This window comes from Mucilaginibacter angelicae (genome assembly GCF_042434235.1).
Classification (GTDB): Bacteria; Bacteroidota; Bacteroidia; order Sphingobacteriales; family Sphingobacteriaceae; genus Mucilaginibacter; species Mucilaginibacter angelicae.
In genome coordinates this window covers 325,620-352,195 of the sequence record NZ_JBHLTS010000022.1, presented here as the reverse complement: position 1 = coordinate 352,195, position 26,576 = coordinate 325,620, and the positions used below count along the sequence as shown (strand labels likewise).

18 protein-coding genes are annotated in these 26,576 nt (G+C 43.9%); 11 read left to right on the top strand and 7 right to left on the bottom strand.

The window, feature by feature from the left end; all coding sequences use genetic code 11:
- Nucleotides 1-50 precede the first annotated feature (50 nt).
- Nucleotides 51-1,751, top strand: coding sequence for a fibrobacter succinogenes major paralogous domain-containing protein (locus ACFFGT_RS13695; protein WP_377023104.1), 1,701 nt, complete (start codon nucleotides 51-53; stop codon nucleotides 1,749-1,751).
- Between the two features lie 39 nt (nucleotides 1,752-1,790).
- Here ACFFGT_RS13695 and ACFFGT_RS13690 read toward each other — a convergent pair whose 3' ends face one another.
- The 3 genes from ACFFGT_RS13690 to ACFFGT_RS13680 are packed head-to-tail and all read right to left on the bottom strand — an operon-like array spanning nucleotide 1,791 to nucleotide 4,124.
- Nucleotides 1,791-2,213, bottom strand: coding sequence for a DUF1801 domain-containing protein (locus ACFFGT_RS13690; RefSeq protein ID WP_377023103.1), 423 nt, complete (start codon nucleotides 2,211-2,213; stop codon nucleotides 1,791-1,793).
- A gap of 40 nt (nucleotides 2,214-2,253) precedes the next feature.
- Nucleotides 2,254-2,994, bottom strand: coding sequence for a LytR/AlgR family response regulator transcription factor (locus ACFFGT_RS13685; RefSeq protein ID WP_377023102.1), 741 nt, complete (start codon nucleotides 2,992-2,994; stop codon nucleotides 2,254-2,256).
- Entirely contained in the window at nucleotides 2,991-4,124 is a 1,134-nt protein-coding gene (locus ACFFGT_RS13680; RefSeq protein WP_377023101.1) for a sensor histidine kinase, read from the bottom strand. The genes ACFFGT_RS13685 and ACFFGT_RS13680 overlap by 4 nt, the downstream gene beginning before the upstream one ends.
- A 635-nt stretch (nucleotides 4,125-4,759) precedes the next feature.
- Between ACFFGT_RS13680 and ACFFGT_RS13675 the strand changes: the two genes are divergently transcribed.
- From ACFFGT_RS13675 to ACFFGT_RS13655, 5 genes are all read left to right on the top strand, one after another.
- Nucleotides 4,760-7,225 carry a TonB-dependent receptor domain-containing protein gene (locus ACFFGT_RS13675; RefSeq protein WP_377023100.1) on the top strand — a complete coding sequence of 822 codons (2,466 nt, stop codon included), beginning with the start codon at nucleotides 4,760-4,762 and terminating at the stop codon, nucleotides 7,223-7,225.
- A 550-nt stretch (nucleotides 7,226-7,775) separates the two neighbouring features.
- Nucleotides 7,776-11,063, top strand: coding sequence for a SusC/RagA family TonB-linked outer membrane protein (locus tag ACFFGT_RS13670; RefSeq protein WP_377023099.1), 3,288 nt, complete (start codon nucleotides 7,776-7,778; stop codon nucleotides 11,061-11,063).
- A gap of 20 nt (nucleotides 11,064-11,083) precedes the next feature.
- Nucleotides 11,084-13,003, top strand: a complete 1,920-nt coding sequence (locus tag ACFFGT_RS13665; RefSeq protein ID WP_377023098.1) for a RagB/SusD family nutrient uptake outer membrane protein — start codon at nucleotides 11,084-11,086, stop codon at nucleotides 13,001-13,003.
- A gap of 51 nt (nucleotides 13,004-13,054) precedes the next feature.
- Entirely contained in the window at nucleotides 13,055-14,281 is a 1,227-nt protein-coding gene (locus ACFFGT_RS13660) for a DUF4959 domain-containing protein (protein ID WP_377023097.1), read from the top strand.
- 20 nt (nucleotides 14,282-14,301) lie between these two features.
- Nucleotides 14,302-15,513, top strand: coding sequence for a DUF5000 domain-containing lipoprotein (locus tag ACFFGT_RS13655; protein ID WP_377023096.1), 1,212 nt, complete (start codon nucleotides 14,302-14,304; stop codon nucleotides 15,511-15,513).
- Between the two features lie 209 nt (nucleotides 15,514-15,722).
- Here the strand turns inward: ACFFGT_RS13655 and ACFFGT_RS13650 are convergent, their stop codons facing one another.
- The 4 genes from ACFFGT_RS13650 to ACFFGT_RS13635 form a co-directional block, all read right to left on the bottom strand.
- Nucleotides 15,723-16,340 carry a hypothetical protein gene (locus tag ACFFGT_RS13650; RefSeq protein WP_377023095.1) on the bottom strand — a complete coding sequence of 206 codons (618 nt, stop codon included), beginning with the start codon at nucleotides 16,338-16,340 and terminating at the stop codon, nucleotides 15,723-15,725.
- Nucleotides 16,315-16,530, bottom strand: coding sequence for a hypothetical protein (locus ACFFGT_RS13645; RefSeq protein ID WP_377023094.1), 216 nt, complete (start codon nucleotides 16,528-16,530; stop codon nucleotides 16,315-16,317). The genes ACFFGT_RS13650 and ACFFGT_RS13645 overlap by 26 nt, the downstream gene beginning before the upstream one ends.
- 82 nt (nucleotides 16,531-16,612) lie before the next feature.
- The gene (locus ACFFGT_RS13640) at nucleotides 16,613-17,149 is read right to left on the bottom strand and encodes a DUF6886 family protein (RefSeq protein WP_377023744.1); all 537 of its coding nucleotides are present in this window, start codon (nucleotides 17,147-17,149) and stop codon (nucleotides 16,613-16,615) included.
- A 49-nt stretch (nucleotides 17,150-17,198) separates the two neighbouring features.
- The gene (locus ACFFGT_RS13635; RefSeq protein WP_377023093.1) at nucleotides 17,199-18,086 is read right to left on the bottom strand and encodes an AraC family transcriptional regulator; all 888 of its coding nucleotides are present in this window, start codon (nucleotides 18,084-18,086) and stop codon (nucleotides 17,199-17,201) included.
- Nucleotides 18,087-18,336: 250 nt separating this feature from the next.
- Between ACFFGT_RS13635 and ACFFGT_RS13630 the strand changes: the two genes are divergently transcribed.
- From ACFFGT_RS13630 to ACFFGT_RS13610, 5 genes are all read left to right on the top strand, one after another.
- Nucleotides 18,337-19,371, top strand: coding sequence for an aldose epimerase family protein (locus tag ACFFGT_RS13630; RefSeq protein ID WP_377023092.1), 1,035 nt, complete (start codon nucleotides 18,337-18,339; stop codon nucleotides 19,369-19,371).
- Nucleotides 19,368-19,514 carry a hypothetical protein gene (locus tag ACFFGT_RS13625; RefSeq protein WP_377023091.1) on the top strand — a complete coding sequence of 49 codons (147 nt, stop codon included), beginning with the start codon at nucleotides 19,368-19,370 and terminating at the stop codon, nucleotides 19,512-19,514. The genes ACFFGT_RS13630 and ACFFGT_RS13625 overlap by 4 nt, the downstream gene beginning before the upstream one ends.
- 105 nt (nucleotides 19,515-19,619) lie before the next feature.
- The gene (locus ACFFGT_RS13620) at nucleotides 19,620-20,981 is read left to right on the top strand and encodes a sugar porter family MFS transporter (RefSeq protein ID WP_377023090.1); all 1,362 of its coding nucleotides are present in this window, start codon (nucleotides 19,620-19,622) and stop codon (nucleotides 20,979-20,981) included.
- A gap of 14 nt (nucleotides 20,982-20,995) precedes the next feature.
- A complete protein-coding gene (locus ACFFGT_RS13615; protein ID WP_377023089.1) occupies nucleotides 20,996-24,334 on the top strand; it encodes a DUF5107 domain-containing protein in 3,339 nt (1,112 codons plus the stop codon).
- A gap of 14 nt (nucleotides 24,335-24,348) precedes the next feature.
- Nucleotides 24,349-26,562, top strand: a complete 2,214-nt coding sequence (locus tag ACFFGT_RS13610; protein ID WP_377023088.1) for an alpha-galactosidase — start codon at nucleotides 24,349-24,351, stop codon at nucleotides 26,560-26,562.
- Nucleotides 26,563-26,576 lie beyond the last annotated feature (14 nt).

Below are 26,576 nucleotides of genomic sequence, written 5' to 3'. Positions count from 1 at the left end.
AATAAAAATAACTGGTTGATAATATTTATCTTCGCTGCAAAATATTGTTAATGAAACCCTTAATAACCTGCCTTGTCATATTAATTGCTTTTGCTACTGGTTGTAGTAAAAGCGATAAAGTTAACCCGCCTGCAGCTGTAGCGCCCACTTTTGGCGATTTTACACTTCCTTCGAAAGAATTTGGTGATGCCGCTTTTAAAATAACCGCACCCGGCAGCACCAGCGATGGTGCTATAACTTATACCAGCAGCAACAATAAAGTAGCAACCATCAGTGGCGAAACTATCACTATTAAAGGCTCAGGCTCGTCGGTAATTACGGCGCACCAGGCTGCAACAAAAGCTTTCCTGGCCGATTCTGTTAAAACTACTTTTACCGTAGGCCTGTCGTCACCAGCATTAAGCGGTTTTACCATTGCTGATAAAAGATTGGGTGATTCCGTATTTACACTTGTAAACCCTAAAAGTAACAGTACAGGGGTATTCACATTTAAAAGTAATAACCCGGCCGTGGCAAGGGTATCAGGCAATAAAGTAACCATTGTAGGGGCCGGTCGCGGCTCAATTAAGGCCATACAGGCGGCAACAGCAAATTTTAAATCAGATTCGATCACTGCCACCTTTACCGTAACGGGCCTGCCCAGGCCAACTTTGGGCCCGCTTATTCTTCCATCAAAAAAACTTGGCGAGGCTACTTTTGTTATCACTAACCCAACCAGCAACAGTACGGGCCTTTTTACTTATAAAAGCAGCAATACAGCCGTTGCTACAGTTGTAGGCAATTACCTTACCATTAAGGCCATAGGTAGCACGGTGATCACCGCTATGCAGGGCGCTTCAGCTACCTACAGCGCCGATTCGGTTAAAGCTACGTTCACCGTAACAGGCGGGGCTATTGCCCCAACTCTTTATGGCTTTGCATTACCTGATAAACGTGTTGGCGATGCTCCGTTTACCTTAACCGCGCCGGGCAGTAACAGCACCGGGGCTTTTACCTATACCAGCAGCAATACCGCTGTGGCCACTATTAACGGTAGTACGGTTACCATAAAAGCAAAAGGACAGATCACTATAACCGCTACGCAGGCCGCCAAAGGCAATTACACATCAGGAAGTATAACCGCCGTATTAACTGTGGAGGATAAAGCGGTAACAGGTACAGTTACCGATATTGACGGCAACGTTTATAAAACAATTAAGATAGGTAACCAAACCTGGATGATCGAAAATTTGAAGGTTACCCATTATAATGATGGTACGGCAATAGCTAACGTAACTGATGATAATAAATGGAAAGGACTTAACACAGGTGCCTATTGTAACTATAAAAATGATGCATCTATAGCAGCTACCTATGGTAAGTTATACAATTGGTATGCTGTTACTGATTCGCGTAGGCTGGCACCTAAGGGGTTCCATATCCCTACTGATGCCGAATGGACAACTTTATATAATTATTTAGGAGGCGACCGGCAAGATGGACAAAAAATCCAGGAGCAGGGCACTGCACATTGGTCGGCCAATACCGGTGCTACCAACAGTACATTGTTTACCGCATTGCCGGGAGGCGGGCGTATTTTTGATTCGTTTTTGGGAGTATTTGCCAGCTTAACAGAGGATGCTTATTTCTGGAGCACCACAGCTAACGGTACCTCAAATGCCTGGTACATGGATTTGTATGTTAAGGGCTATTTTGAACGGCATGACAGCCCTAAATACTACGGCTATTCTGTAAGGTGTATTAAAGATTAAAGGATAAATAATGGCAGTTTAACCTAACTTAAACTGCCATTATTTACAATGTATTGTTTCAGCATGCTTAAATGATTCACTCAGCAATTGCTTTAATACAGCAGTATCTACATCGGTTAACTTAACAATATGTGTACAGCCACCGCTTTGCTTATGTTTTCCTAATTTTTGCAATAGTTGCTCTTTGCTCTCAAAGCCTGGAAGATAAAGTGTAAGTGAGCTTTTACGAGGCGAAAAAGCAATAAGCGGTGCATCGCCTTCGCGGCCGCTTTCATATTTGTAATGGTAGCTACCGAAACCTACAATGGCCGGGCCCCACATTTTTGCTTTAAGATTTGTGGTTTCTTCCATCAATTCTACCAGTTTGAAACAATCGGCGCGTTTGGTTTCATCAGTAATGGTACTAATGAAATCGGCCACGCTGCTTTCGGTTTCGGTGGTTTTGTTGGTGTTTTTGGCCATGGCTTTATGCGGATAAAGGTTTAAAACTGATATAAATATATCAGGAAAATTTTATTTTATCCCATAGTTTATTGGCAACAACCTGTTGGATTACCTGCTCGCGGTAATTGCGGCTTATCGGGATGCGGTGTTGCTGGATAAAAATATCGTTCCCCTCAATACCATCAATTTTACCGGTTGATACGATGTATGATTTATGCACGCGGATAAACAATTTACTATCCAGGTTTTGCTCCAGGCTTTTGAGGTTGAGCAGGGTGATGTATTTGCCTTTGGCGGTAAAAATGGTCACATAATTTTGCATGCCCTCTACATACAGGATCTCATCAAAATAGATTTTTTCATATTTATTACCGCATTTGATAAAGAAGTAATTCTCATCGGCTTCCGTTTTTGCTGTACCCGGCTGGGCCGAATTGCTAAGCAGTCGGTGATAATCTTTAGCCTTATTGGCCGATTTAAAAAAACGGTCGAACGTGATAGGTTTCAGCAGGTAATCGAGCACATTAAGCTGGAAGCCTTCAAGTGCATAGCTTGGGTAGGCTGTGGTGATGATCACCATGGGCGGCTTCTGCATGATCTTTAAAAAATCAATGCCGTTCATCTTCGGCATCTGGATATCCAAAAATATCAGGTCGATAGCCTGTTGATCAAGCAGCTTGATCAGTTCGAGCGGGTTTTCGCAGGTGCCGGTTAAATTCAGAAAATCAACTTCACGTACATAGCTGGCTAATCCCTCGCGGGCCAGGGGCTCATCGTCAATTATTACGCAGTTCATCATAGGGAAGCCATTTGTAGGGTTGCGGGCGATTGTTCCAGTTCGGTCAATGTTAATTGCAGGTGTGCTTCAAAGCGGTTTGCAGTATTCTGGATCTCCAGTTTATGCAGCTCGGGGTAGATGAGGTCGAGCCGGCGTTTTACGTTTTTCAGGCCGATTCCGCTGTAGTTCACTACTTCGGTTTCCGGTTGGTTCGATGTACTGTTAGCTACGTAAAAATCAAGCTGGTTGCCTGACAGCCCCAGTTTAATACCTATCCAGTTAGGGGATTCCGCATCCTTGGATACGTGTTTAAAAGCATTTTCTACAAAGGTCATGAGGATAAATGGGGCTATGCCCAAATGGTCTGACAGGGGTTCATCTGCCTCAAAAGTAACATATACATTATTGTTTTGCCTGAGTTTTTCCAGCTCGATAAAGTTTTCGAGATAGGTAAGCTCCTTTCCCAATGGGATTTGCTGGTCGTTACACTCGTACAGCTGATACCGGAGCAACTCTGAAAACTTGGCCAGCGATGCTGATGCCATACCCGGGTTTTTGTGGATTAGGAAAAATATCGAGTTAATGCTGTTGAACAGAAAATGCGGGTTAAACTGGTATTTCAGGAATTTAAGCTCGGTCTCCAGTTTTTCTTTTTCGAGGAGCTGCTGACGGTGCTGGGTTTGGAGCCAGTTTTTAGTGAGCTTGATACTCATGCCTAAAGTCATGCTGGCAATTGTTGAGGGAAACGAGGTATTATAGAAATACATGAAATTTTCCGGATCGACCCCGAACATTTTCTTCACCGAGCAGCCTGCAAAAAAAGCACTCAAATAGTAACCACCATTAATAAGTGATGACGCGCAGATTACCGTTAACGAAAGATAGATGACATATTGTGTGAGGCTGCCCTTTTTCATGTACCTCGGCATCAGGTAGTACAGGTTAAAATAAACCGCCAGCGCCTGCAAAACCACGTAAGCCAGCATTTTAACACTATAGGCCGAAAAGAACATGGATTTGGCCGCAGCTACCGGATTGGCCACCGCTATAGTGAACCAAAAATAATGGTACACGCACCAAAACGGAATATGGTACAGCTTGTATTTAAACAGCCAGTTTTGGTTTAATGTATCAACGGATAAACTGCTCATTTTAGACCCTATATTAACTATTATTAAAAACAAAAGAAGCCGTCATTGCGAGGAACGAAGCAATCCCAAACTATACAGAGCGGCTCTGCTAATCCTACCGTGGACACATCTTGTCAATAAATATTAATCAATAAAACCGAATGTCATTTCGACGAACCAGTTTGGGAATGAGCGGGTGCAGTGAGGAGAAATCTTATACGTCCTGCTTTAAACCTTGTATGCGGCTCTGCAGGGCGTATAAGATTTCTCTTTCGCTCCATCACTCAGCTCACCTCTGCTCAATCGAAATGACATTTTCTTTTATTTAAAAAGATGTGTCCGCACGGTAGCTGCCCATTTGGGATTTGTTACTCGCAATGACGCGTTTTATATTGTTTTTTCAAACATCATACCTAAGATACGGCAATTGCATTGATTTATACATCGTTATTGTATCAACCGGCACAAATAATTGACCAAATGCAACGCTTAACTTATAAGCAGTAAAAAGGGCAATGCGGTTATAGTTTTAAGGGGATTAGCTTGTTTTTAGGTATCTCATCAATTATCTGCAGCCACTCATCATCATTGTTTTTTTAAGTTTAACGCGCAGTTTTTATTTGCTGGCATAACCGCTAAAAAGGTTGTGAACGCACATGAAAACTTTATGCATCAGCCTGTTATTTATTTGCCTGTTACAAACAGCAAAAGCCCAGGTATTGGGCAGGGTAACCACAGCCAATGGCCAGCCTTTGGCATATGTGACCGTTGCGCTTATTAAAACGGTCGATTCATCGTCAGTTAAAAGTATGCTTACCAATGAACAGGGGGCTTACAATATTGCGGATGTACCCGCCGGGAGTTATCGCTTGCGGCTAAGCAGTATCGGCTATCAAACCTGGTTTTCATCACCTTTTGAAATCAGCGGGAGCAGGGAGTCAAAATATCTTGCTGTAGTTGTGATGAAGGAGGATACCCGCCAACTGGGCGAGGTGGTAGTGAGGGCCAGTAAATCATTGTACCAACAGCGCAGCGACGGATTAGTTGTAAATGTTGAGAATAGTGTGCTTACTAAAGGCAGCACGGCATTACAGGTATTGGAGCGATCGCCGGGGGTAGCTATTGACCACCGGGATAATGGCATTGCCCTGAATGGTAAAAGCGGCGCTACGGTAATGATAAACGGCAAACTGGTGCGGATGCCGCTTGCACAGGTTATGAACCTGCTAAACGGAACCAGTGCCGATAATATTGAAAAGATAGAACTGCTGAGCACCCCGCCCGCCGGGTACGACGCCGAAGGCAGCGCAGGTATTATCAATATTGTGATGAAGAAAAGCAAAAAGCAGGGTACCAACGGCTCATACTCCTTAACCGGAGGGTACGGTATGGGCGAAAAAGGTACAGCCAGCATCAACCTCAATCATAACACCAAAAATGTTAACCTGTACGGCTCCTACACTTTTCAGCACGACAGGACCTATACCGATCTTTTTATCACCGGAAGCCAGTATATGCCTTTCATTGGCGGTAATGCCGAGGTTGAGTTTTATACCAAAACCAAACGGATCAGCAATAACCATAATGCCTCATTGGGTGCAGATCTTAAGTTGGATGCTAAAACCACGCTAAGTAGTAACGTAAGCTATAACAACATCCATTCGCCAAATTATACTTACAGCAATGCAGGTTACAATATCCTGCCCGATTCGTTGCTCAGGTATATCGGGCATATCAACGGTAACGACCGCCTCAGTAATCTCACAAGCTCGCTTATCATTGAACGGGTGCTGAAGGAAGGGGAGAAGATCAGCATGGAGGGCGATTTTATCCATTACAGCAGCGATGGCCCAACGGTGGTTAATACTTCCTTCGTAAATAAACATGGCGAACAGGTTTACGCGAATAACAGCGTAAGCGCCCAGCAGCAGCGTGGATTTGCCAATACCACAATCAACGTAGGGGTGTTTAAGGCTGATTATACCAATCAATTATCGCCCCTGCTCAAACTTGAAACTGGCATTAAAGGAACACATACCGGCAGCTCAAGCTCATCAGGTATTGAAAGCCTCAACAACGGGGTTTGGGAGCATAATATGCAAACGGCCGCCAATATTTACATGAGGGAAGATATCGGCGCGGCTTACCTTTCCTTTAACTGGCAGTTGGGCAAAAACATCAGCCTTAATACCGGGGCGAGATACGAATACTCTTATACCAATATGGATAACCCGCAAACCGGCAGCAATATCGTGAACCGCAAACTGGGCAAGCTGTTCCCGACAGTACTATTTACCCAAAAGCTAAATGATCGTTCTGAACTTCAATTATCTTATACCAAAAGGATAGCCCGCCCGTCGTATGATGACCTTGCCTCGTACTTTGCTTACAGCGATCCTACTGCGGTTTACACCGGCAACCCTTTTCTTAAGCCAACCATCACCAACAATATCAAGCTGGGTTACAATTATGGCGATTATAGCTTTTCCCTGCTTTACAGCCGGGATGATAATGCCATAGCCCGTTATCAGCTCAGTGAAAGCCCTGCGCATGATATCCTGTTTATTTCGCCTCAAAATCTGCCATATCAAAACTACCTCACTTTTCAGGCCAATGTGCCGGTTAAGGTAGGTAACTGGTGGGAGATGACGTATAGCTTTGTTGGCGGGCTGCGTCAGTTTAAGGAAGATTATACTTTGAATCCCCTAACTAAATCATACTTCGGTTATTCATTCAATTTTAACCAGCTGTTTAAGTTGCCCAACAGCTTTTCGGCAGAGGTATCGGGACAATATAATTCCCTCTCTTACAATAGTACCGTACGGGTTGATGGTTTTGGGGTGATCAACGCAGGCATCAAAAAAGAGCTGAAAAATAACGGCGGTAGCCTGCAGTTAGCAGTGGCCGATATATTTAGCGCCTCGCAAATCCATGTACGGTATGGTACGCTTACGCGCGAGGCTTTCGACATAAAAAGCAACGTACTTGTCAATACAGAAACACGGCGTTTCCCAATAATCAAGCTCACCTATACAAAATCATTTGGGGGTACAGGATCGGCAAACCGGAGTAAGCAAGAAAATGGCTCAAAGGAGGAGCGTGAGAGGCTCAGGGGTAACTAAAAGGTTTTTGCAATAGTAAAAAGCAGTATTGTTCATTTTTGTTAAGGCCGTATTGCGGCCTTTTTCTTTTGTTGCCAGGTGCTGCAATGCCTTCAATACCTGTTGGCTCAGTTTGATAGGTCTGTTTAAAAAGGCGGCTTAAATGCCTGTAATTCACTTCAAAACAGAGTAGTGGGGCTGATAATATTATCCATCTTTTTATATGTTTTATCCATTTTAAATTTTGCAGTACGCATATACATTTACAAAACCAATTATTGAAATTAAACGCAAAAATTATGAAAAGAAGCTCTACTCTCTTTATACGACGAAACTGTCGTTGCTACAATTAAAATTCACGGAACCTGAATAAGCCCGGTAGCTCATTGAGTCATTTCGGCCAAATGATATTATTAGCTATTAATTTAATTCCTCTGTTAGTGTTGGTTGCCTAACAATTTAACCGTTGGTTAAGCTTGCCGGCATGGAAATACTATGGACTTAAGCTAACAGCGCAATTGATTTTTAAAAGATCCGGCTAACCCTAAATAATTTATATGAACCCAATTTTATGAAACCATTTTACAGTTACGATCAATTTCCTGTGAAAAGCGGCAGGCAGCAAGGCCATCTTTTCATTGGTCGGTTATTAATGTTACTAATACTCTCCTGTTTTGCCATTAATGTACATGCGCAAAACAAGATCACTGTTGTTGGACAGGTAACCGATACGCTTGGCGTAAAAATTTCCGGTGCTAACATCACTGCCGAAAATGTGAAGAACGTAGGTACAACCACCGATGTAAACGGCAGGTTTGTGCTTGAAGTAGCAACAGGCACCAGTATTAAAATCTCCTATGTTGGTTTCATTGACCAGCATATTGTGGTTACTGCCGATAACCAGCACTTCAACATCAGGCTGAAAGAACAAAAGCTCCTTGCCGAAGAGGTGGTAGTAACCGCCTTTGGTAAAAAGGAACGTAAGGAAGCCCTGGTAGGTTCGGTTACCAGTATCAAGCCCGGCGAATTAAAAATTCCGGCAAGTAACCTTACCAATGCGCTTGCAGGGCAGGCGGCAGGTATCATTGCTTATCAGCGCAGCGGCCAGCCTGGGCAGGATAATGCCTCATTCTTTATCCGCGGCGTAACCACTTTCGGCTACAAACGCGACCCGCTTATTTTGATTGATAACGTGGAGCTTTCAACCAATGATCTTGCCCGCTTAAACGTGGATGACATTGCCAGTTTTTCGATATTGAAAGATGCAAGTGCTACAGCGCTCTATGGTGCGCGCGGTGCCAACGGCGTAATTTTGGTTGCTACTAAGGAAGGTAAACAGGGCCCGGCCAAGATCAACTTTCGGTCGGAGTTTTCATCTTCGCAGTCAACACAAACACCGCAGCTGGTTGATCCTATCCAGTACATGAACCTGTATAATGAGGCATCGCTAACGCGTGATCCTACGTTACCGCTCCCTTTTCCCCAAACTAAAATAAACAACACGGTTAACACTATTAACCACACACCGGGCAGCAATCCTTACGTTTATCCTGCTGTAGACTGGCTGAACCTGTTATTCAAAAAACAAGCTACCACACAGCGTAACGATTTAAGCGTTAGCGGCGGCGGCCCAACAGCACGTTATTACATTGCCGGTTCATACAATATTGATAACGGTGTTTTGCGCGAGGATATCCGCAATAACAATAATAACAACGTTAAGTTCAAAAACTACCAGTTACGCTCAAACGTGAACGTTAACCTTACCAAAACTACTGAGATTATTGTAAGGCTATCAGGCACGTTCAGCGAGTACAATGGTCCAATAACATCCGATGGCTCTTTTGCTTCCGATCTTTATAACGTTGCAATCCACACCAGTCCGGTTTTATTCCCGGCATACTTTGAGCCCGATGCCGCCAATGCCAACGCACAGCACATCCTGTTTGGTAACGTAGGTTTGGCATCAGGCACTACCAGCAACAGCATTCAGTACAATAACCCTTATGCAGCTTTGTTAAGGGGACATAAAAACTCATCGGAGTCAAGAATGTCGGCACAGTTTGAATTAAACCAGGACCTGAAATTTATTACCGACGGCTTAAAGTTCAGGAGTATCTTCAATACCAACAGGTACTCGTACTTTGATTCGCAACTCTCTTATTCGCCTTTTTATTACAACGTTGGCAGCTATGATAAGGAGACCAACAAGTACACTTTAACATGGCTTAACCCGCAGCCTACAGGTTATAACGTACCAACAGAGTACTTAACTTACAGCCGCAACGAGCCAAACGCCAATACCTTCTTTTACCTGCAAACAGCACTTGAATATAACAAGCCTTTTGGTAAAGGGCACAACATCAGCTCAACATTAATTGGTACGGCGCAGCAAACGCTTTACTCAAGCGCTAAAGATCCTAAAACGAATACCACCACTTTGCCTTATTCGTTGCCTTACCGCAACTTAGGTTTAGCAGGCAGGTTAACTTACTCATACCTGAGCAGGTATTTTATTGAAACCAACTTTGGCTATAACGGTTCGGAACGTTTTTCTGCAAATCACCGTTATGGTTTTTTCCCAACCATTGGCGGTTCATGGGTGGTATCAAACGAAAAATTCTGGAACCCCAATATCCTTGACCGCTTAAAGATCCGCGCCAGCTATGGTTTGGTGGGTAACGATGCCATTGGTTCACAAAGGTTCTTCTACCAGTCGGATGTTACCCTGAACAATGGGCCCAACTACGCCCAGTTCGGTATCAATAACCAGTATGAGCGTAAAGGTGTGTTCATTAACAACTACGCCAACCCCGATGTTACCTGGGAAACATCAAAACAAACCAATATTGCGGTTGAAGCTACTTTCCTGAAAAACTTCAATGTAGTAGCCGAGTTTTACCGGAACAACCGCTACAATATTTTACAGGAACGTACCAATACCCCAACCAGCGAAGGTTTAGAATCGACAACAAGCGCCAATTTAGGAAAGGTAAATTCAAAGGGTGTCGATCTTTCGATGGATTATAAGCAGAGTTTCAGCAATGGTGCATGGGCTTCTATCCGTGGCAACTTCACCTACTCAACCAACAGGTACAAATACATTGAAGAGCCTGATTACAAAGAGTCGTGGAGGCACTTCATTGGTCAGCCAATAAGCCGTGGCTATGGTTATATAGCCGAACGTTTGTTTGTTGACGACCAGGAAGCCCGCAACTCGCCAACCCAGATCTTCAGCGCAAATGGTACAAACGGTATCCTGCCGCAGGGTGGTGATATCAAGTACCGCGATTTGAACGGTGACGGCAAGATCGATTATCTTGACCAGACCTTTTTAGGCTATCCGCAAACGCCCGAAATTGTTTACGGCTTCGGTTTCTCAACCGGGTATAAAGGCTTTGACCTTTCGGCCTTTTTCCAGGGCCAGGCAAGGGTGTCGTTCTTTATCGATCCAAACAAAGTGAGCCCTTTTATACCAAGTAACGACGCTTACATCTACGGAAATACGCAGGTATTACAGGCTTTTGCCGATAGCCACTGGAGCGAAGAACACCAGGACCTGTATGCTTTATATCCGCGCCTGGGCACTACCTCAACCACGGTGCTTAACAATTTACAGCCGAGTACCTGGTGGCTGCGCGATGGCAGCTTCATGAGATTGAAATCGGTTGAGGTGGGTTATACACTGCCCAAAAACGTATCAAAGGCACTGCACTTAACCAATTGCCGTATTTATTTTAACGGCCTTAACCTGCTTACCTGGAGCCCCTTCAAAATGTGGGACCCTGAGCAGGGCGGTAACGGCTTTGCTTATCCGATACAGAAAGTGTTTAACCTGGGCTTAAACGTGAATTTATAACCGTAAACGGATTTAGAGAGATGAAAAATATAAGATCATATTATAAAATTGTTATGCTGGCTGCCTTGGTTACCATGGGCCAGTCATGCAAAAAATACCTGGATATCACTCCTGATAATGTGGCCACGATAGACTATACCTTCCGTAACCGTAATGAAGCGGAAGATTACCTGTTTACCTGCTACTCAACCATGCAGCATTTAAACGATGTGGTTAACAACCCGGGTTTTGTATACTCGTCAGAGATTGTATACCCCAACACGCTGAACGATCATTACTTTAACGAGGCTGGGTTTAACCTGATCCGGGGCTTGCAAAGCAACTCAAACGTAAGCCTTAACTATTGGGATGGAGCTAACGGCGGGCAGGCAATTTTCCAGGCTTTGAGGCGGTGCAACATCATGCTGGAAAACATTGACAAACCCATTGATCTGAGTGCATCTGAAAAGAAAAGATGGATTGCCGAAACCAAATTTCTGAAAGCATATTATCACTATTACCTCATCCGTATGTACGGCCCTATGTTGCTGATCAAGGATAACTTCCCGATCAATGCATCGGCCGATGAGGTGAAACGTAAACGCTCATCTGTTGATGAGGGTTTTGAGTACGTGGTATCCCTGCTTGATGAAGCTATTCCTGATTTGCCGCCGATTATTGACAATCAGGCTACCGAATTTGGGCGTATTACCAAGTTTATTGCCTTATCGGTTAAAGCCGAGATATTGACAACGGCTGCAAGTCCGCTGTTTAATGGTAATCCCGATTATGCCGGTTTTAAAGACCATGATGGTAAAAGCCTGTTCTCTGCAACTTATGATGCAAGCAAATGGCAAAAAGCTGCCGATGCCTGCAAAGCCGCTATAACCGAGTGCGAGGCGCAAGGTCTTAAATTATATACTACGCCGCCTACAGTTGGTGTAGGTAATGTATCCGACAAACTGAGAAAAGTTTTAACCCTGCAAAACGATATCACCGAAAAATGGGAGCAAAACCCCGAACTGATCTGGGCATTGAACTATGGTTTTACATACCAGAACTTCACCATCCCGAGGATGACTTCGGCCGCTGTAGGTTTGGCATCAACTAATCCCGGTACTTTTGCCGTGCCTATCCAGACTGCCGATTTGTTTTATACCGATAAAGGTGTGCCGATCAACGAAGACAAAACCTGGGATTATACCAACCGCAATTCAACACAAACAGGTGATGATTCAAGTGCCCCGCTCATCATGAATGGCTATGAAACTGCTAAAGCCCACTTTAATCGCGAGCTGAGGTTTTATGCCGATATCGGTTTTGATGGCGGCATCTGGTTTGGTAATGGAAAACGCGACGAAAGCACTGCTTATTATGTGCAGGCCCGCGGCCCGTATGCGTTGGCCGGTCCTAAAAGTATCAGCGCCACCAATATCACCGGTTACTGGCCTAAAAAGCTGGCTAACTACCTGTCGGTTTATGACAATATATTCACTACCGAAAACTACCATTTACCGGTAATGCGCTTATCAGGCTTGTACCTGTTATATGCCGAAACGCTGAACGAAGCCCAGGGCCCTACGGCCGAGGTTTACTCATACATTGACAGGGTAAGGGCAAGGGCAGGTTTAGATGGTGTGCAGGCATCATGGAGCAACTATTCAAAAAATCCATCTAAGCCTAATTCTAAAGATGGCTTAAGGGCCATCATTCACCAGGAACGCCGGATTGAGCTTTGTTTTGAAGCACAAAGCGGCTGGGATTTGCGCCGCTGGAAAGAGCTGCAGGACGTGTTGAGCAAACCGATCCAGGGCTGGAGTATTTATGAAGGAACCGCGGTTAACTATTATCGTCCGCAAACCATCATACAGCCTGTGTTTGGTATTAAGGATTATTTATGGCCTATCAGTACTAACGATCTGATTGTGAATAATAACCTTACCCAAAATCCATACTGGTAGGAGCATCCTGTTTTCTGAAAAGATTAGATAATGAATATAGAAATATAAATTATGAAAAAGATTAATAACCGCAGATGGCTTACCGGTTTAATGCTTGTGCCGGTTTTGCTTATCATGCTTATCGTTTCCTGTAAAAAGGGCGAATCAAACATCGAGGTAGTATCCAATGATACCACCAAGCCCGGTGTGGTGACCAATGTAAAGGTTGAGAATTTGAATGGCGCGGCAAGGCTTACCTATACACTGCCCAACTCTAAAAACCTGCTGTATGTTTTAGCCAGCTATAACATCAACGATAAAACAATTAGGGAAACCAAGGCCAGCTATTATACCGATACCATTATGGTTGATGGTTTTGCAAGGGCTAAAGAATATGAGGTTACCCTTTACGCTGTAAGCAGGGCCAATATCAAATCGGATCCAATTACGGTGAAGGTTAGCCCTAAAACGCCAAATTACTTGCTGATCAATGATAACCTGGATATCACCCCTGATTTTGGTGGTGCCAATTTCTTTGGCTTAAACCCAAACAAGGTGCCAATTGCGGTGCATGTGCTGTCGTTAAATGATAAAACCAATAAATATGACGAGCAGGACCCGCAGTATATTAGTACCGATTCGGTGAATTTTTCGGTGCGCGGATATGATGCTACGCCTAAAAAGTTTGGCGTGTATACTACCGACAGGTTTGGCAATGTTTCGGATACGGTATTTAAAACCCTTACACCGCTGTTTGAAACCCTGTTGGATAAGAGTAAGTTTTACACCTATCATTTGGATAGCGATAGTCCTATCGGCTACGGCTGGGAATTCAAATACCTGTTTGACGGTAACACCGGCGAACCGGGCTGGCATACACTTAGTGCGCCTACCAAACAGGGTACTTTTGCTTTGGGTGTAAATGCCAAGCTGAGCCGTTTTGTTTTATGGGAAAGGTTGAGCGGTGTTTTCGGTTACCAGAATATCAGGCAGCTTACCTTGTGGGGTACCAGCAGCGATTCGCCTAAAGATTCAGTGCTGCCTAAAAACTCGGCCCCCGGTACGGTATCCGGCGACTGGGTGAACCTGGGCAACTTTACTTATCCTAATCCACCGTCGGGTTTACCGCCAAACCAGGCCAATGCTTCTGATATTGCCTTTGTTGCCGCCGGGGTTAATTTCAAGATCGGTATCAACGCACCTGCTACCAAATTCATCAGGCTGGAGTGTACGCAAACCTGGGGCGGTTTGGATTATGTGAACGCGCTGGAGATCTCATTATATGGTAACCCATTGTAATACAATTAAAAATTAAAGAAATGAAGATCAGATACAACATAGCTGTTTTCTTTTTGGTGAGTATTGCAATATTTGCCTGTAAAAAGTACGATAAGGATTATAAGGCGTTTTTAGATAACCATGAGGTAACTTATCCGGGCCTGGCCGGTAAGGTAACTTTCCATCCCGGTAATCTGAGAGCGGTGTTGGTTTGGCATCCAAGCCCCGATCCGAGCATCAAAAACTATAAGATCACCTGGAACAATGCCACGGATTCGGTGATCGTTGATGCCTCAAGCCACAGCCCGGCCGATTCTATCAGTGTATCCATTCCAAACCTGAAGGAGTATGTGTATAGCTTCAGGCTGGTAGCGCGTGATAATGCGGGCAATTCATCAGTTGGGCAGGATATTAATAATGTGCGTGTTTATGGCACGGTTTACGAGGCATCACTTTTAAACCGTTCATACAGTACAGCCAATCCATTCCAGGTAAATGATAATGGTTCGGTAAGGTTGTTTTTTATTAAGGCCGATACCGGTAATGTGTCAACTACCATCAAATACACCAATACAGCCGGTGCCGCGGCAACAAAAGAGCTGAGTGCAGACAGCAGCGGCATTACATTGACCGATCTTAAACTGGGAACACCTATCCAATACCGATCGTCATATAAGCCAACGGCCGATGCGGTTGACGTGTTTAATGCCACGTCTTTCGACGATTTTCCAAAGATCTATGGGATAGTGGAGTGCGACAAATCACTGTTCAAAGCCTATAATTTACCTACAGATATCCCATCGGCATACGGTTGGGAAACTTATTACCTATGGGATAAGAGCACCAATGAGCCTGGCTTTCACACCCCGGGAACAAGCATGCCGCAGTGGTTTACGTTTGATATGGGGCAACAGGCATCGCTGGCTAAAATGAAGATCTGGCAGCGTACTTCGGCCTTGTATAATTACGGTAACCCAAAAAGGTTTGAGATCTATGGTAGCAACAGCCCAAGCTCGGATGGCAGCTACAACAGTTGGACAAAACTCGCAAGTTTCACCTCGGTTAAGCCGTCAGGTTTACCAGCGGGCCAAAACACCCAGGCCGATGCAGATTTTGCAGCAGCCGGCGAGCCGTTCAACTTCCCTGCCGATCTGCCTGCATATCGTTACATCAGGTTTAAAGTACTGGAAACCTGGGGCGGAACAAATTATTTCCACTTTCTGGAGTTAACCATGTATAAAGTGGATAAATAAAAATTGGTTTGGTTTAATAATGGCAAATTCCCGTTGTTTCAGTTGAAGCAGCGGGATTTGTAGTTTTTAACAAATGCGCGTCATCCTGAACTTGTTTAGGATCCCACGGGACAAGTAGCCAATTTGTGCTCAGCGTGGCTGCTTAGCGAGTTGGTGTTGAAACAAGTTCAACATGACCGCAATTTTATCATGTCATGGGTAACTTGTTTTCAGGAACCCATGATTCTGTTTTGAATAAACGGTTTGAGGTCGTTAACAAACCATGTGGCACTTTCTCGATGTACAGCGAACTGATTATAAGATTTATCGTAATAAGCTACTAATTCAAGTCCAGTTTCATTATTTGAATCTAATAAAATCAGTTCATCTAAATAGGCAAAATTGTCCTTTAACAATGGAATCGTATTGGCATACATTTCTCTTATTATTTCAGGTTTAACGAGATGTCTTCCGCGTTCATGTCTTTCTTTGGCACGAACTAAACAAAGATCAATATCATCAGTGAAGAATAAAATGACATGAAGTTTATTGTCGTGCCTGAATTTTTTTGCTGAAAGGATATACTCGTATTGATGCTGATAGCCGAGATTTAGTTCGATGGCAAAATCTTCATTATTGATCAATTTTTGCCGAATAGTATTTCTTACACGATGTATAGAATATTCATTATAATCGGCATATCCTTGCGCTTTATATTTAAAGCGCATTTCATCTTCATTTAATATATCAAGATCAGGATCTATAAATTCATCGCCTCTTGTACTTTTACCTATCCCCGGCGATGATATAAATGTTTGACATTTACTTAAGTACTTTAGTGCTCCCATCTGCATATTCTGCCAGGAAGTGCCCATCTTTTTTATAAACTAATGGTTGTCCTATTGAAAAAAGGTATTCTTTAGCCTCGTTCTGCATTTTAATCAGCCAATCTGCCCGTTCTGTGGGTGTCATCAACCATGGTTTCCTGGTCATTTTGCCCTTTTTTAATATTGAATCTAAAGGAATATCCTGTGCCATGTTGAGTGTTTATTATCAAAAATAATAAAAAATAAAGAATATAAGAATTGTACGGAAGGTCACACCTGTTAAAGTAAAAGATTCATCCCTTCGCATTCCTCATCCTGATCAATGAAAACTGAAGGCTCGAATCCCGTACAGCATCAGCAATATCAGTTAATGACGGCATAAACCGCAGTTCAACATCCCGGCTTAACAATGCAGCCATGATATCATCAATAACAGTAACCGCTATCGGAACAACTGGTTTATAGGATACATAATACCCTGCACATTCATCTATCAGCATAAAATCATCCGGCAAAAACTCATAGCAGTATAGTGTCGTTTCTTTGATCTGCTGATACCAGCCGCTTTCAACAGCAACAATATGGCCAGCAGTTGTATTGCTCATAAACTTTTGTTTATCGCCAGCAGTGGTATTAGCTCCGGCATAAAATGTAACCCTTGGGCAATCGCGGGGCAGCAGGTAATTATGCAGTAACTGTTCGCTGATAGCAAAAACAACATCGCCGGTAATATTATCAAAATTCGATGGGGAAGGGCGGGGAGTAAATATGCTGATACCCTGTTGTTCGCTGATATGGAAAAGTCTTGATTGAGACGAGTGCAGGTGCATATCCAAACTTACGAAGTTTTTAAAACTTCGTAAGTTTTAACGGGGGGAATTACCGCTTATGTGTTTTCCGATACTTTGAAGGCGACATACCAATCAGCTTGGTAAACAACCTCGAAAAATAATATGGATCATCAAAGCCCAGATCTGAACAGATCTCCTTGATACTCCTGTCGGTAAAATAAAGATACTGGCATGAAGCCTGGATCTTGAGCAAGTTAAAATAGTTAATGGGTGAGGAACCTGTTTTCTGTTTAAACAAGCGCAAATAATGTGATGCCGAAATACCCTGTTGCTTGGCGAGGTGCATTACCTCAAACTTTTTGCTGATATGCTTTTTCATGTAAGCGATGGAGTTGCTCACAAAATCGTTATCATAATCAACCGGGTTGGTTTGTTTGTAATACACCAGCGATGAGATGAAATTGAGCAGGTTGATGTTCACGATCTCCATTTCTTTTTCGTGATAGCTGTGTTCGAGCACAGCATAGATCTGTTCATACAGCTTGATCCGACTGCTGTCGTAGGGAACGGATTGTACCACGGGCTGCCCGTTATCAAGTGAGCGTTCATAGATCAGGTGCGAATTTAGTCCGCTGAAATGCACCCAGTAAATACTCCATGGATTGGTTTCCGAACTTTTATATCGGTGCGCAACGTTACGCGGAATGATGAAAAAAGTATTTGGTTTAAGGGGGTGGTCTTGTCCGCCTAAATAAACATAGCCTTCTCCATCAATGCAATAAAGTAAAATATATTCACTGCTGCCTGTACGGCGTTCACGGTCATGATAGGCTGCCTTGGGGTAATAGCCTATGGCGGTAAGGTAAAAGCCTTTGATTAAAGCATTGTTGGTGATTGATTTTTTAATGTTTGGCGGTAATACAATCATTTTTTGGCCTATAAAGCCTTCTTTAATCCGCTTTTTGGGTTCGGCCATAGCATTCATAACATTACAGCATAATTGGTGCTTAAAGGTATTTATTTTTTTGATCAAAGCAAGTTTTCAATTGCTGTGGTTGCATGATAGTATTCTCCATCACTTTTTAAAAAATATCCATTTTTTTAACCGCAGTTTCATAGTAGGTTTACCAAAACCAATTAGGGACTAAAACAGGTTACCATTTTTTACCGGCCTGTTTAATCGGCGAATAAACACATGAAGTATCAATTTAAATATCAATACGCGCATGGCTGTTAAAACTTCATCCAGGTTATGGGGGCAGCTTAACGGCACCGATGTTTATCTTTTCAAAATTGAAAATGAGAGCGGGGCATATGTGGAGCTTACCAACTATGGTGCGGCCATTGTATCGGTTGTGGTGCCCGACAGGCAGCAGCATTTTGAAAACGTAGTGGTTGGTTTTCCTGAGCTGGATGGCTATTTAAACGATACCTGCTACATTGGCTCAACCATAGGCCGTTACGCAAACCGCATCAGCAATGCCCGGTTTGAACTGAATGGCAGGGTTTACCATTTGGATGCCAACGACGGCAAAAATTCAAACCACGCAGGGAAAAGCGGTTTTAACTACAAGGTATTCGCTGCCGAAACTATTGATAACGGAGTGATCATGACATTGACCAGCCCTGATGGTGACGGTGGTTATCCCGGTACATTGGAACTTACGGTTACCTATACCTGGAGTGCCGATAACGAGCTGCTGATCAATTATAAAGCTACTACCGATAAAGCTACCATCGCTAATTTTACTAATCACGCCTATTTTAACCTGTCGGCTTTTAAAAATAAGATCTATAACCATAAGCTTACTGTATCATCGGAATATATTGTCGATTCGTATGAAGATTATACACCGAGCGGTGCCATCATACCTGCCCGGCAAAAGGCTTTTAGCAATAACAAGCTAACCGATAAGTTTAAAATAGATGAGAGCCGTGTTGAAGGACTTAACCTGTTTTATGTCATCGATACCGAAACTGAAGAGAACGCGCTGGCCTATGCTGCTCTTTTAACCGACGAGGCATCAGGCAGAACCCTTAAAGTTTATACCGATTACCCCGGCGTGTTTCTATATACAGGTGATTATTTAAGCAGCACAGCACCTACCCATACCGGTAAACCTGCAAAAGCTTTTGATGCGCTGTGCCTGGAGTGCCAGCATTATCCTGATAGCATTAATCATCTTAATTTTCCTCAGGCCGTATTGCAGGCAGGCGATGTATACAACCAAAGCATTTTATACAAGTTCGGCACTATATGAAAGAACATATTTTAAACACTGTCGCTATCGACGCAGATAAAAATGCCGAAAAATATGGGCATAAAACCAATACAGTTAACCGTTTAACCAAACTGAACCGGAAGCTGGAACCAGGTGGCGGTTGTACACCTGCAAGGAGTTAAGGTGAAAGGATAAAGGTTAAAGGCGAAAGGGAGGAAACCTGAACGCTTAAATTAACTGACTCAATTAAAGCAGATTTATAAAGAGAAGAAGCTAACCAATATAAAATGATCACTGATTTGAAAAATGAAATTAAGTTTAACAGCAGCTATATTATAGGGATCTCCTTTATATCGGCGCTGGGTGGCTACCTGTTCGGCTTTGATTTTGCCGTAATTTCAGGGGCGCTGCCATTCCTCCGCAAAGAGTTTGGACTCGATCCTATTTGGGAAGGGTTCCTGACCGGCTCACTTGCACTCGGCTGTATTGTAGGCTGCATCTTTGCCGGTAGTATTGCCGAAAAGTTTGGCCGTAAGCCGGGCCTGATGATTGCCGCCTTCATTTTCGCGGTATCATCGTTGGCTATTTCGGTTTCAACATATCTTGCCTATTTTATTACTATGCGTTTTGCGGCAGGTGTTGGTGTAGGGATGGCATCGATGCTATGCCCCATGTATATTGCCGAGATTTCGCCGGCCAAGGTGCGCGGGCGTAACGTAGCTATAAACCAGCTTACCGTGGTACTGGGTATCCTGATCACTAATTTATGCAATTATTTTTTGGCAGATACAGGTGTTAATGCCTGGCGATGGATGTTTGCCTTAGGCACTGTACCTGCAGTAGTTTTCATGCTTGGAGTATTGTTCCTGCCCGAAAGCCCGAGATGGCTCATGAAAGTAGGCCGCAACGCCGATGCCGAAAAGGTATTATATAAAATTGGCTCAGAAGGTTTTGTTACCTCCACGCAGGAAGCCATTGAAAAATCACTGAAAGGAGGAGGGACAAGCAAGCAATCATACCGTGCGGTGTTTGAGAAGTCCGTACGTCCCGCTGTGCTGATTGGTATTACGCTGGCTGTGTTTCAGCAGTTTTGCGGTATCAACGTAGTGTTTAATTATACCTCAACTATCTTCGCTTCAGTGGGTTCAAGCCTTAACCAGCAGTTGTTTGAAACTGTTTCAATCGGTATAGTTAACCTGGTGTTTACCCTGCTGGCTATGTGGCAGGTTGATAAGCTTGGCCGCAAGCCGTTGATGCTCATTGGCTCCTTAGGCTTATCCATATTTTATATTGTTTTGGCTTACCTGCTGCAAAATCATTTGTCGGCCAAACTGGTATCGGTTTTCGTTTTGCTCGCTATCAGTACCTACGCGCTTTCGCTTGCGCCTATAACCTGGGTACTTATTTCGGAGATCTTCCCTAACAAGATCCGTGGCGCGGCATCAACAGTGGCCATTGTATCCTTATGGGGGGCTTATTTTATACTGGTGTTCACCTTCCCGATACTGGCTAAAGTATTGGGCACTTACGGGCCGTTTTATATGTACGCCGGCATCTGCTTTTTAGGCTTTTTGTTCGTGCTACGGAAAGTGAAAGAAACCAAAGGCCGAACCCTTGAAGAGTTAGAAGAAAATTTAATAAGACATTAATAATTATAAGCTACATGAATAATTTGGATGTAAATGTTTGGGAAGAAAAAGTAATTATCCCAACCTACGGTATAGGCAAGCCCGATAAAAACCCTATGTTTTTTGAAAAGCGCGTTTACCAGGGCAGCAGCGGCAAGGTGTACCCGAACCCTGTTATCGAAAAAATTTACGACGAAAAAGAAGATAAGGAATACGCTGGCCTGTACCTGGAGAATAAATACCTCAAGGTGCTGATCCTGCCCGAGCTTGGCGGCCGCATTCAGATGGCTTATGACAAGATCAAAGATCGCCATTTTATCTATTACAACCAGGTCATCAAACCGGCGCTGGTAGGTTTGACAGGTCCCTGGATTTCGGGCGGTATTGAGTTTAACTGGCCGCAGCACCACCGTCCAAGTACTTTTGAGCCTGTTGACTATAAGACCGAAGAAAACGCCGATGGCAGTAAAACCGTTTGGGTTAACGAGGTGGAGCGCATGTTTCATACCAAAGGCATGGCAGGCTTTACACTGCACCCGGATAAAGCCTACATCGAAATAAAAGCGAAACTATATAACCGTTCGGCATTACCGCAAACCTTTTTATGGTGGGCAAACCCTGCTGTAAAGGTTAATGATGATTACCAGTCGGTTTTTCCGCCGGATGTGAATGCGGTTTTTGACCATGGCAAGCGCGATGTATCTACCTTCCCAATTGCTACAGGTACTTATTATAAGGTTGATTACTCACCGGGTACGGATATCTCCAGGTATAAAAATATTCCGGTACCAACATCATACATGGCCATCAACTCCAACTATGATTTTGTGGGCGGATATGAGCATGACAGCCAGGCCGGTTTACTGCATGTGGCTAATCACCATGTATCTCCCGGCAAAAAACAGTGGACCTGGGGACATAGTGATTTTGGCGTTGCATGGGACAGGAACCTGACCGATGAGGATGGTCCGTACATTGAGCTCATGACCGGTATGTTTACCGATAATCAGCCCGATTTTACCTGGCTGATGCCCAACGAAGAAAAGCATTTTACCCAATACTTTATGCCATACCGCGAGCTTGGTGTAATTAAAAATGCAACCAAGGATATCCTGCTGGCGCTTGACTATGCTGATGGCAAACTGCTGTTAAAAGTATACGTAACCGGCGAACAAAACAACCTGAACATCAAACTACAACACGATGGCAGGGTACTGTTAAGCGAAAAAGTTTGCATTGGGCCCGAGCAGGTTTTTGAAAGGGAGATAGCTATTAAAAATATTGACGAAAACCTTTTATTGCTTACCGTGCATTCGGAAGCAGGTAAAGAGCTGATCAAATATGATGCGGCCAGCAATAAGCTTAATAATATACCGGAAGCAGCTAAACCTGCCCTGTTGCCTGCCGATGTAGAAAATGCAGAGCAACTGTTTTTAACTGCACAGCATCTGGAGCAGTACCGCCATGCTACCTATAGCCCGGTGCCATATTATGAAGAAGCTTTACGCCGCGATCCTAAAGATATCCGCAATAACAATGCTTTGGGTTTGTGGTATTTACGCCGCGGCCAGTTTGCAAAAAGTGAGCCATACTTCCGTAAAGCGGTTGAAACCATTACCCAGCGCAACCCTAACCCTTACGATAGTGAGTGCTATTATAATTTAGGTTTGGCGCTTAAATTCCTCGGTAAAAAGGATGAAGCTTACAAGTCGTTTTACAAAGCTACCTGGAGCAATGCCTGGAAAGATAGTGGCTATTTCTCTGTAGCACAGATCGACCTGGAAAACGGTGATTACGAACTGGCGCTTGATCATTCGCTGTCGTCATTAGACAGGAACGTGAACAACAGCAAAGCCTATGTTTTACGTTCGGCCGCTTTCCGTAAGCTGGGGCGTTTTGAAGAGGCTGTTGAAATAGGTGTTGCGGCTATAAAAAGGGACGCGTTTAACTTAGGTGCTTTGTTTGAACTGGTTTACGCTTACAAAGCTTTGGGCAATGAAGAAAAAGCAATGACCAGCCTTAATGAGCTAACCAAACTATCGCGCGGTTATTACCAAAACTACATTGAATATGCACTTGACTACGCCAACGCCGGGTTGTACCAGGAAGCTGCCGATCTGCTGAATTATGCAGTGAACGGTGATGCTACCAGCCCTATGGTGTATTATTACCTTGGCTACTTTGCCTGCCAGTTGGGCAATAACGAACAGGCATCAGAGTACTTTAAACTGGCATCGGCTGCCGACTCATACCTGTGCTTCCCCGACAGGCTGGAAGATATCAGCGTACTGAAACTGGCCGCTGCCCTGGTACCAACCGATGCCAAAGCGCCTTATTACTTAGGCAACCTGTTTTATGATAAACTGCAATATGATGATGCTATAGCGGCCTGGGAAACATCGGCACAACTGGATGATACTTTCCCAACCGTGTTCAGGAATCTGGGCATAGCTTATTATAACAAGCGTAATGATCCGGCTAAAGCTTTAACATGCTTTGAAAAAGCTTTTGCGTTGGATACAACTGATGCCCGGATCTTAATGGAGCTTGACCAGCTTTACAAAAAACTGAACCACTCTGCCGAAGTCCGTTTGCAGTTTGTTGAAGCTAACCTGGAAACCGCCAAACTCCGTGATGATGTTTACCTGGAGCGCGCCACCTTGTATAACTTTTTAGGCGAACACCAAACGGCCTTTGAGCAGGTGATGCAAAGGATTTTTCATCCATGGGAGGGTGGCGAAGGTAAGGCTTCGGGCCAGTATGTTGCCGCGTTGGTTGAAATGGCCAAGCAAAATATTCGCGATGGTAAAAATAATGAAGCTATTGAACAGTTAACCCAGGCACAAACTTATCCGCATAATTTAGGAGAAGGCAAACTGTTCGGTACGCAGGAAAATGATATCTTTTATTGGTTAGGCAAGGCTTATGAAAACCTGCAGCAAACGGATGCTTCAAAGGCTTATTTTGAGAAAGCAGCTATCGGTTTGGAAGACCCTACAGCGGCAGTTTTTTACAACGATCAACAACCGGATAAGATCTTTTATCAGGGTTTAGCTAAAAAATGTCTGGGTGACAGTACATCAGCAGAGCGTATCTTCAAAAAACTGCTTAATTATGGTATTGAGCACATGGATGATAACGTAAAAATTGATTACTTTGCCGTCTCGCTGCCAAATTTGCTCATTTTTGAGGATGATCTGAAGGCAAGGAACCAGGTGCATTGCCACTTTTTACAGGGACTGGGATATCTCGGTTTACATGATTTTGAGCATGCACAAAAGGCCTTTGCCGAAGTTCTGAAACAGGATGCCGGGCACTTTGGGGCGAGGATACATCAAAACATGATAAACCAAATTACCGAAGTAGCCGGTTAAACCAAAAATCACACGTGAGAACTACTCAAAGAAAAAATTTACCACTGGGCCTGCTTTTTGCAGGCTCAATGCTGTTGGCCGGTAGGGCGGCAGCACAGGATGTAACTATCCCTGTTGAAACCCAGCACAACGCGCTGGTATTACAAACCGATGCCGAAAAACACCTGAATATGGTGTACCTGGGCGCAAAACTTGCCAACACAGCCGAGTATGCCCGCATCCAGAAAATGTACAAACAGGCCGATGACTCGGGCGTACAGAATGACGCTTATACACCATCAGGATCGGCCAGCCTTGGCGAACCAGCCATTACCGTTACCCATGCCGATGGTAATAAATCATTAAACCTAACCTATGTAAGCCATACGGTAAGCAAGGTTGATGATGATATTTCACTACTGGTGGTTACCATGAAAGACCCTGTTTATGATTTTGAGGTAAAGCTTTACTACAAAACCTATTTTAAAGAAGATATTACCGAGCAATGGTCGGTGATAAAACATAACGAAAAGGGGATAGTAACGCTTAATAAATATGCATCGGCCAATTTAAGCCTTAAAGGTAACACTACCGGCGGTTTTTGGCTTAAGCAATATCATGGCAACTGGGCTATGGAAATGCAGCCCGAAGAAGCAAGGTTAACTCACGGTATTAAAACCATCGACAGTAAACTGGGTACCCGTGCCAACCTGTACGAGCACTCCATGTTCATGGTATCGATGGATAAACCTGCTACCGAAGATGAAGGTAAAGTGCTTTACGGAGCTATGGAATGGTCGGGCAATTTCAGGATTGATTTTGAACTGGATGTAGCCAACAACCTTAAAGTTATTGCTGGTATCAACAATGCTGCTTCCGAGTATCATTTAAAGCCGGGTGCTGAATTTACCACGCCTGCTTTCCTTTATACTTATTCAGATCATGGTAAAGGCGATGCCAGCCGCAAGCTGCAAAGCTGGGCACGCAAGTACAAAATTGTTGATGGTGAAGGTTCAAGGCTTACGCTGCTCAATAACTGGGAATCCACCTATTTTGATTTTAACGAGAGTAAGCTTGCAGGTTTGTTAAAAGATACCAAAAAACTTGGTGTCGACCTGTTTTTACTGGATGACGGCTGGTTTGGTAACAGCCACCCGCGTAACGGCGATAATGCCGGTTTGGGCGATTGGCAGGAGAACAAACAAAAGCTGCCAAACGGCATCAGCTCACTGGTTAAAGAGGCACAGGCGAATGGCGTAAAATTCGGCATCTGGATTGAGCCGGAAATGGTTAACCCTGCCAGCGATCTGTACAAAGCCCACCCTGATTGGGTGATCAAGCAACCAAACCGCCCTGAAAAATATTTCAGGAACCAGTTGGTACTTGATCTGGCTAACCCTAAGGTACAGGATTTTGTATTTGGCGTAGTTGACGGCCTGTTCACCAAGAATCCTGATTTGGCTTACATTAAATGGGATTGTAACGCGGTTATCTACAATGCTTATTCTGCTTATCTGAAAAAAGACCAGTCGCATATTTATGTTGATTATGTGAATGGGTTATATAATGTATTGAAACGCGTACGTGCCAAATATCCTAAAGTGCCTTTGATGCTTTGCTCAGGCGGCGGCGGTCGTGTTGATTACGGTGCATTGCAATATTTTACCGAATACTGGCCAAGTGATAACACCGATCCGCTGGAAAGGATTTTTATTCAGTGGGAGTACTCTTATTTCTATCCTGCCCTTACCAGCTCAAACCACGTAACCGATTGGGGTAAACAACCAATCAAGTTCCGCGTGGATGTGGCTATGATGGGTAAAATGGGCTTTGATATTGTGATTGGCAAATTGAGCGAAGGTGATCTGAGTTTCTGCCAGTCGGCCCTGAAAAACTATGATGCATTGAAAGATGTGATCTGGCATGGCGACCAATACCGTTTAGCATCTCCATGGGATAACGACGCAGCATCGCTGATGTACGTAAGCGGCGATAAATCAAAAGCTGTTATGTTCAACTATCTGGTGAATAACCGTTACGGCTCAGGTACCAAAGTACCTGTACGCCTGAAAGGCCTCGACCCTAACAAAAAATACCGCGTGAAAGAGATCAATCTTTACCCGGGCACTGGTTCGGTTTTAGGTAACGAAGATTTAACCTTTACCGGCGATTTTCTGATGAACGTAGGCCTTAATCCCGAAACCAATACTTACCACACCAGCGTGGTGCTGCAGTTGGAAGCGATCTGATAGCGGCGAATAAT

Coding starts and splice junctions, on each gene's coding strand:
- ACFFGT_RS13685 (WP_377023102.1), bottom strand. CDS start 2,994: ATGATGAACTGCGTAATAATTGACGATGAGCCCCTGGCCCGCGAGGGA.
- ACFFGT_RS13635 (WP_377023093.1), bottom strand. CDS start 18,086: ATGGCCGAACCCAAAAAGCGGATTAAAGAAGGCTTTATAGGCCAAAAA.
- ACFFGT_RS13690 (WP_377023103.1), bottom strand. CDS start 2,213: ATGGCCAAAAACACCAACAAAACCACCGAAACCGAAAGCAGCGTGGCC.
- ACFFGT_RS13675 (WP_377023100.1), top strand. CDS start 4,760: ATGAAAACTTTATGCATCAGCCTGTTATTTATTTGCCTGTTACAAACA.
- ACFFGT_RS13615 (WP_377023089.1), top strand. CDS start 20,996: ATGAATAATTTGGATGTAAATGTTTGGGAAGAAAAAGTAATTATCCCA.
- ACFFGT_RS13695 (WP_377023104.1), top strand. CDS start 51: ATGAAACCCTTAATAACCTGCCTTGTCATATTAATTGCTTTTGCTACT.
- ACFFGT_RS13655 (WP_377023096.1), top strand. CDS start 14,302: ATGAAGATCAGATACAACATAGCTGTTTTCTTTTTGGTGAGTATTGCA.
- ACFFGT_RS13670 (WP_377023099.1), top strand. CDS start 7,776: ATGAAACCATTTTACAGTTACGATCAATTTCCTGTGAAAAGCGGCAGG.
- ACFFGT_RS13665 (WP_377023098.1), top strand. CDS start 11,084: ATGAAAAATATAAGATCATATTATAAAATTGTTATGCTGGCTGCCTTG.
- ACFFGT_RS13645 (WP_377023094.1), bottom strand. CDS start 16,530: ATGGCACAGGATATTCCTTTAGATTCAATATTAAAAAAGGGCAAAATG.
- ACFFGT_RS13630 (WP_377023092.1), top strand. CDS start 18,337: ATGGCTGTTAAAACTTCATCCAGGTTATGGGGGCAGCTTAACGGCACC.
- ACFFGT_RS13640 (WP_377023744.1), bottom strand. CDS start 17,149: ATGCACCTGCACTCGTCTCAATCAAGACTTTTCCATATCAGCGAACAA.
- ACFFGT_RS13620 (WP_377023090.1), top strand. CDS start 19,620: ATGATCACTGATTTGAAAAATGAAATTAAGTTTAACAGCAGCTATATT.
- ACFFGT_RS13660 (WP_377023097.1), top strand. CDS start 13,055: ATGAAAAAGATTAATAACCGCAGATGGCTTACCGGTTTAATGCTTGTG.
- ACFFGT_RS13625 (WP_377023091.1), top strand. CDS start 19,368: ATGAAAGAACATATTTTAAACACTGTCGCTATCGACGCAGATAAAAAT.
- ACFFGT_RS13650 (WP_377023095.1), bottom strand. CDS start 16,340: ATGGGAGCACTAAAGTACTTAAGTAAATGTCAAACATTTATATCATCG.
- ACFFGT_RS13680 (WP_377023101.1), bottom strand. CDS start 4,124: ATGAGCAGTTTATCCGTTGATACATTAAACCAAAACTGGCTGTTTAAA.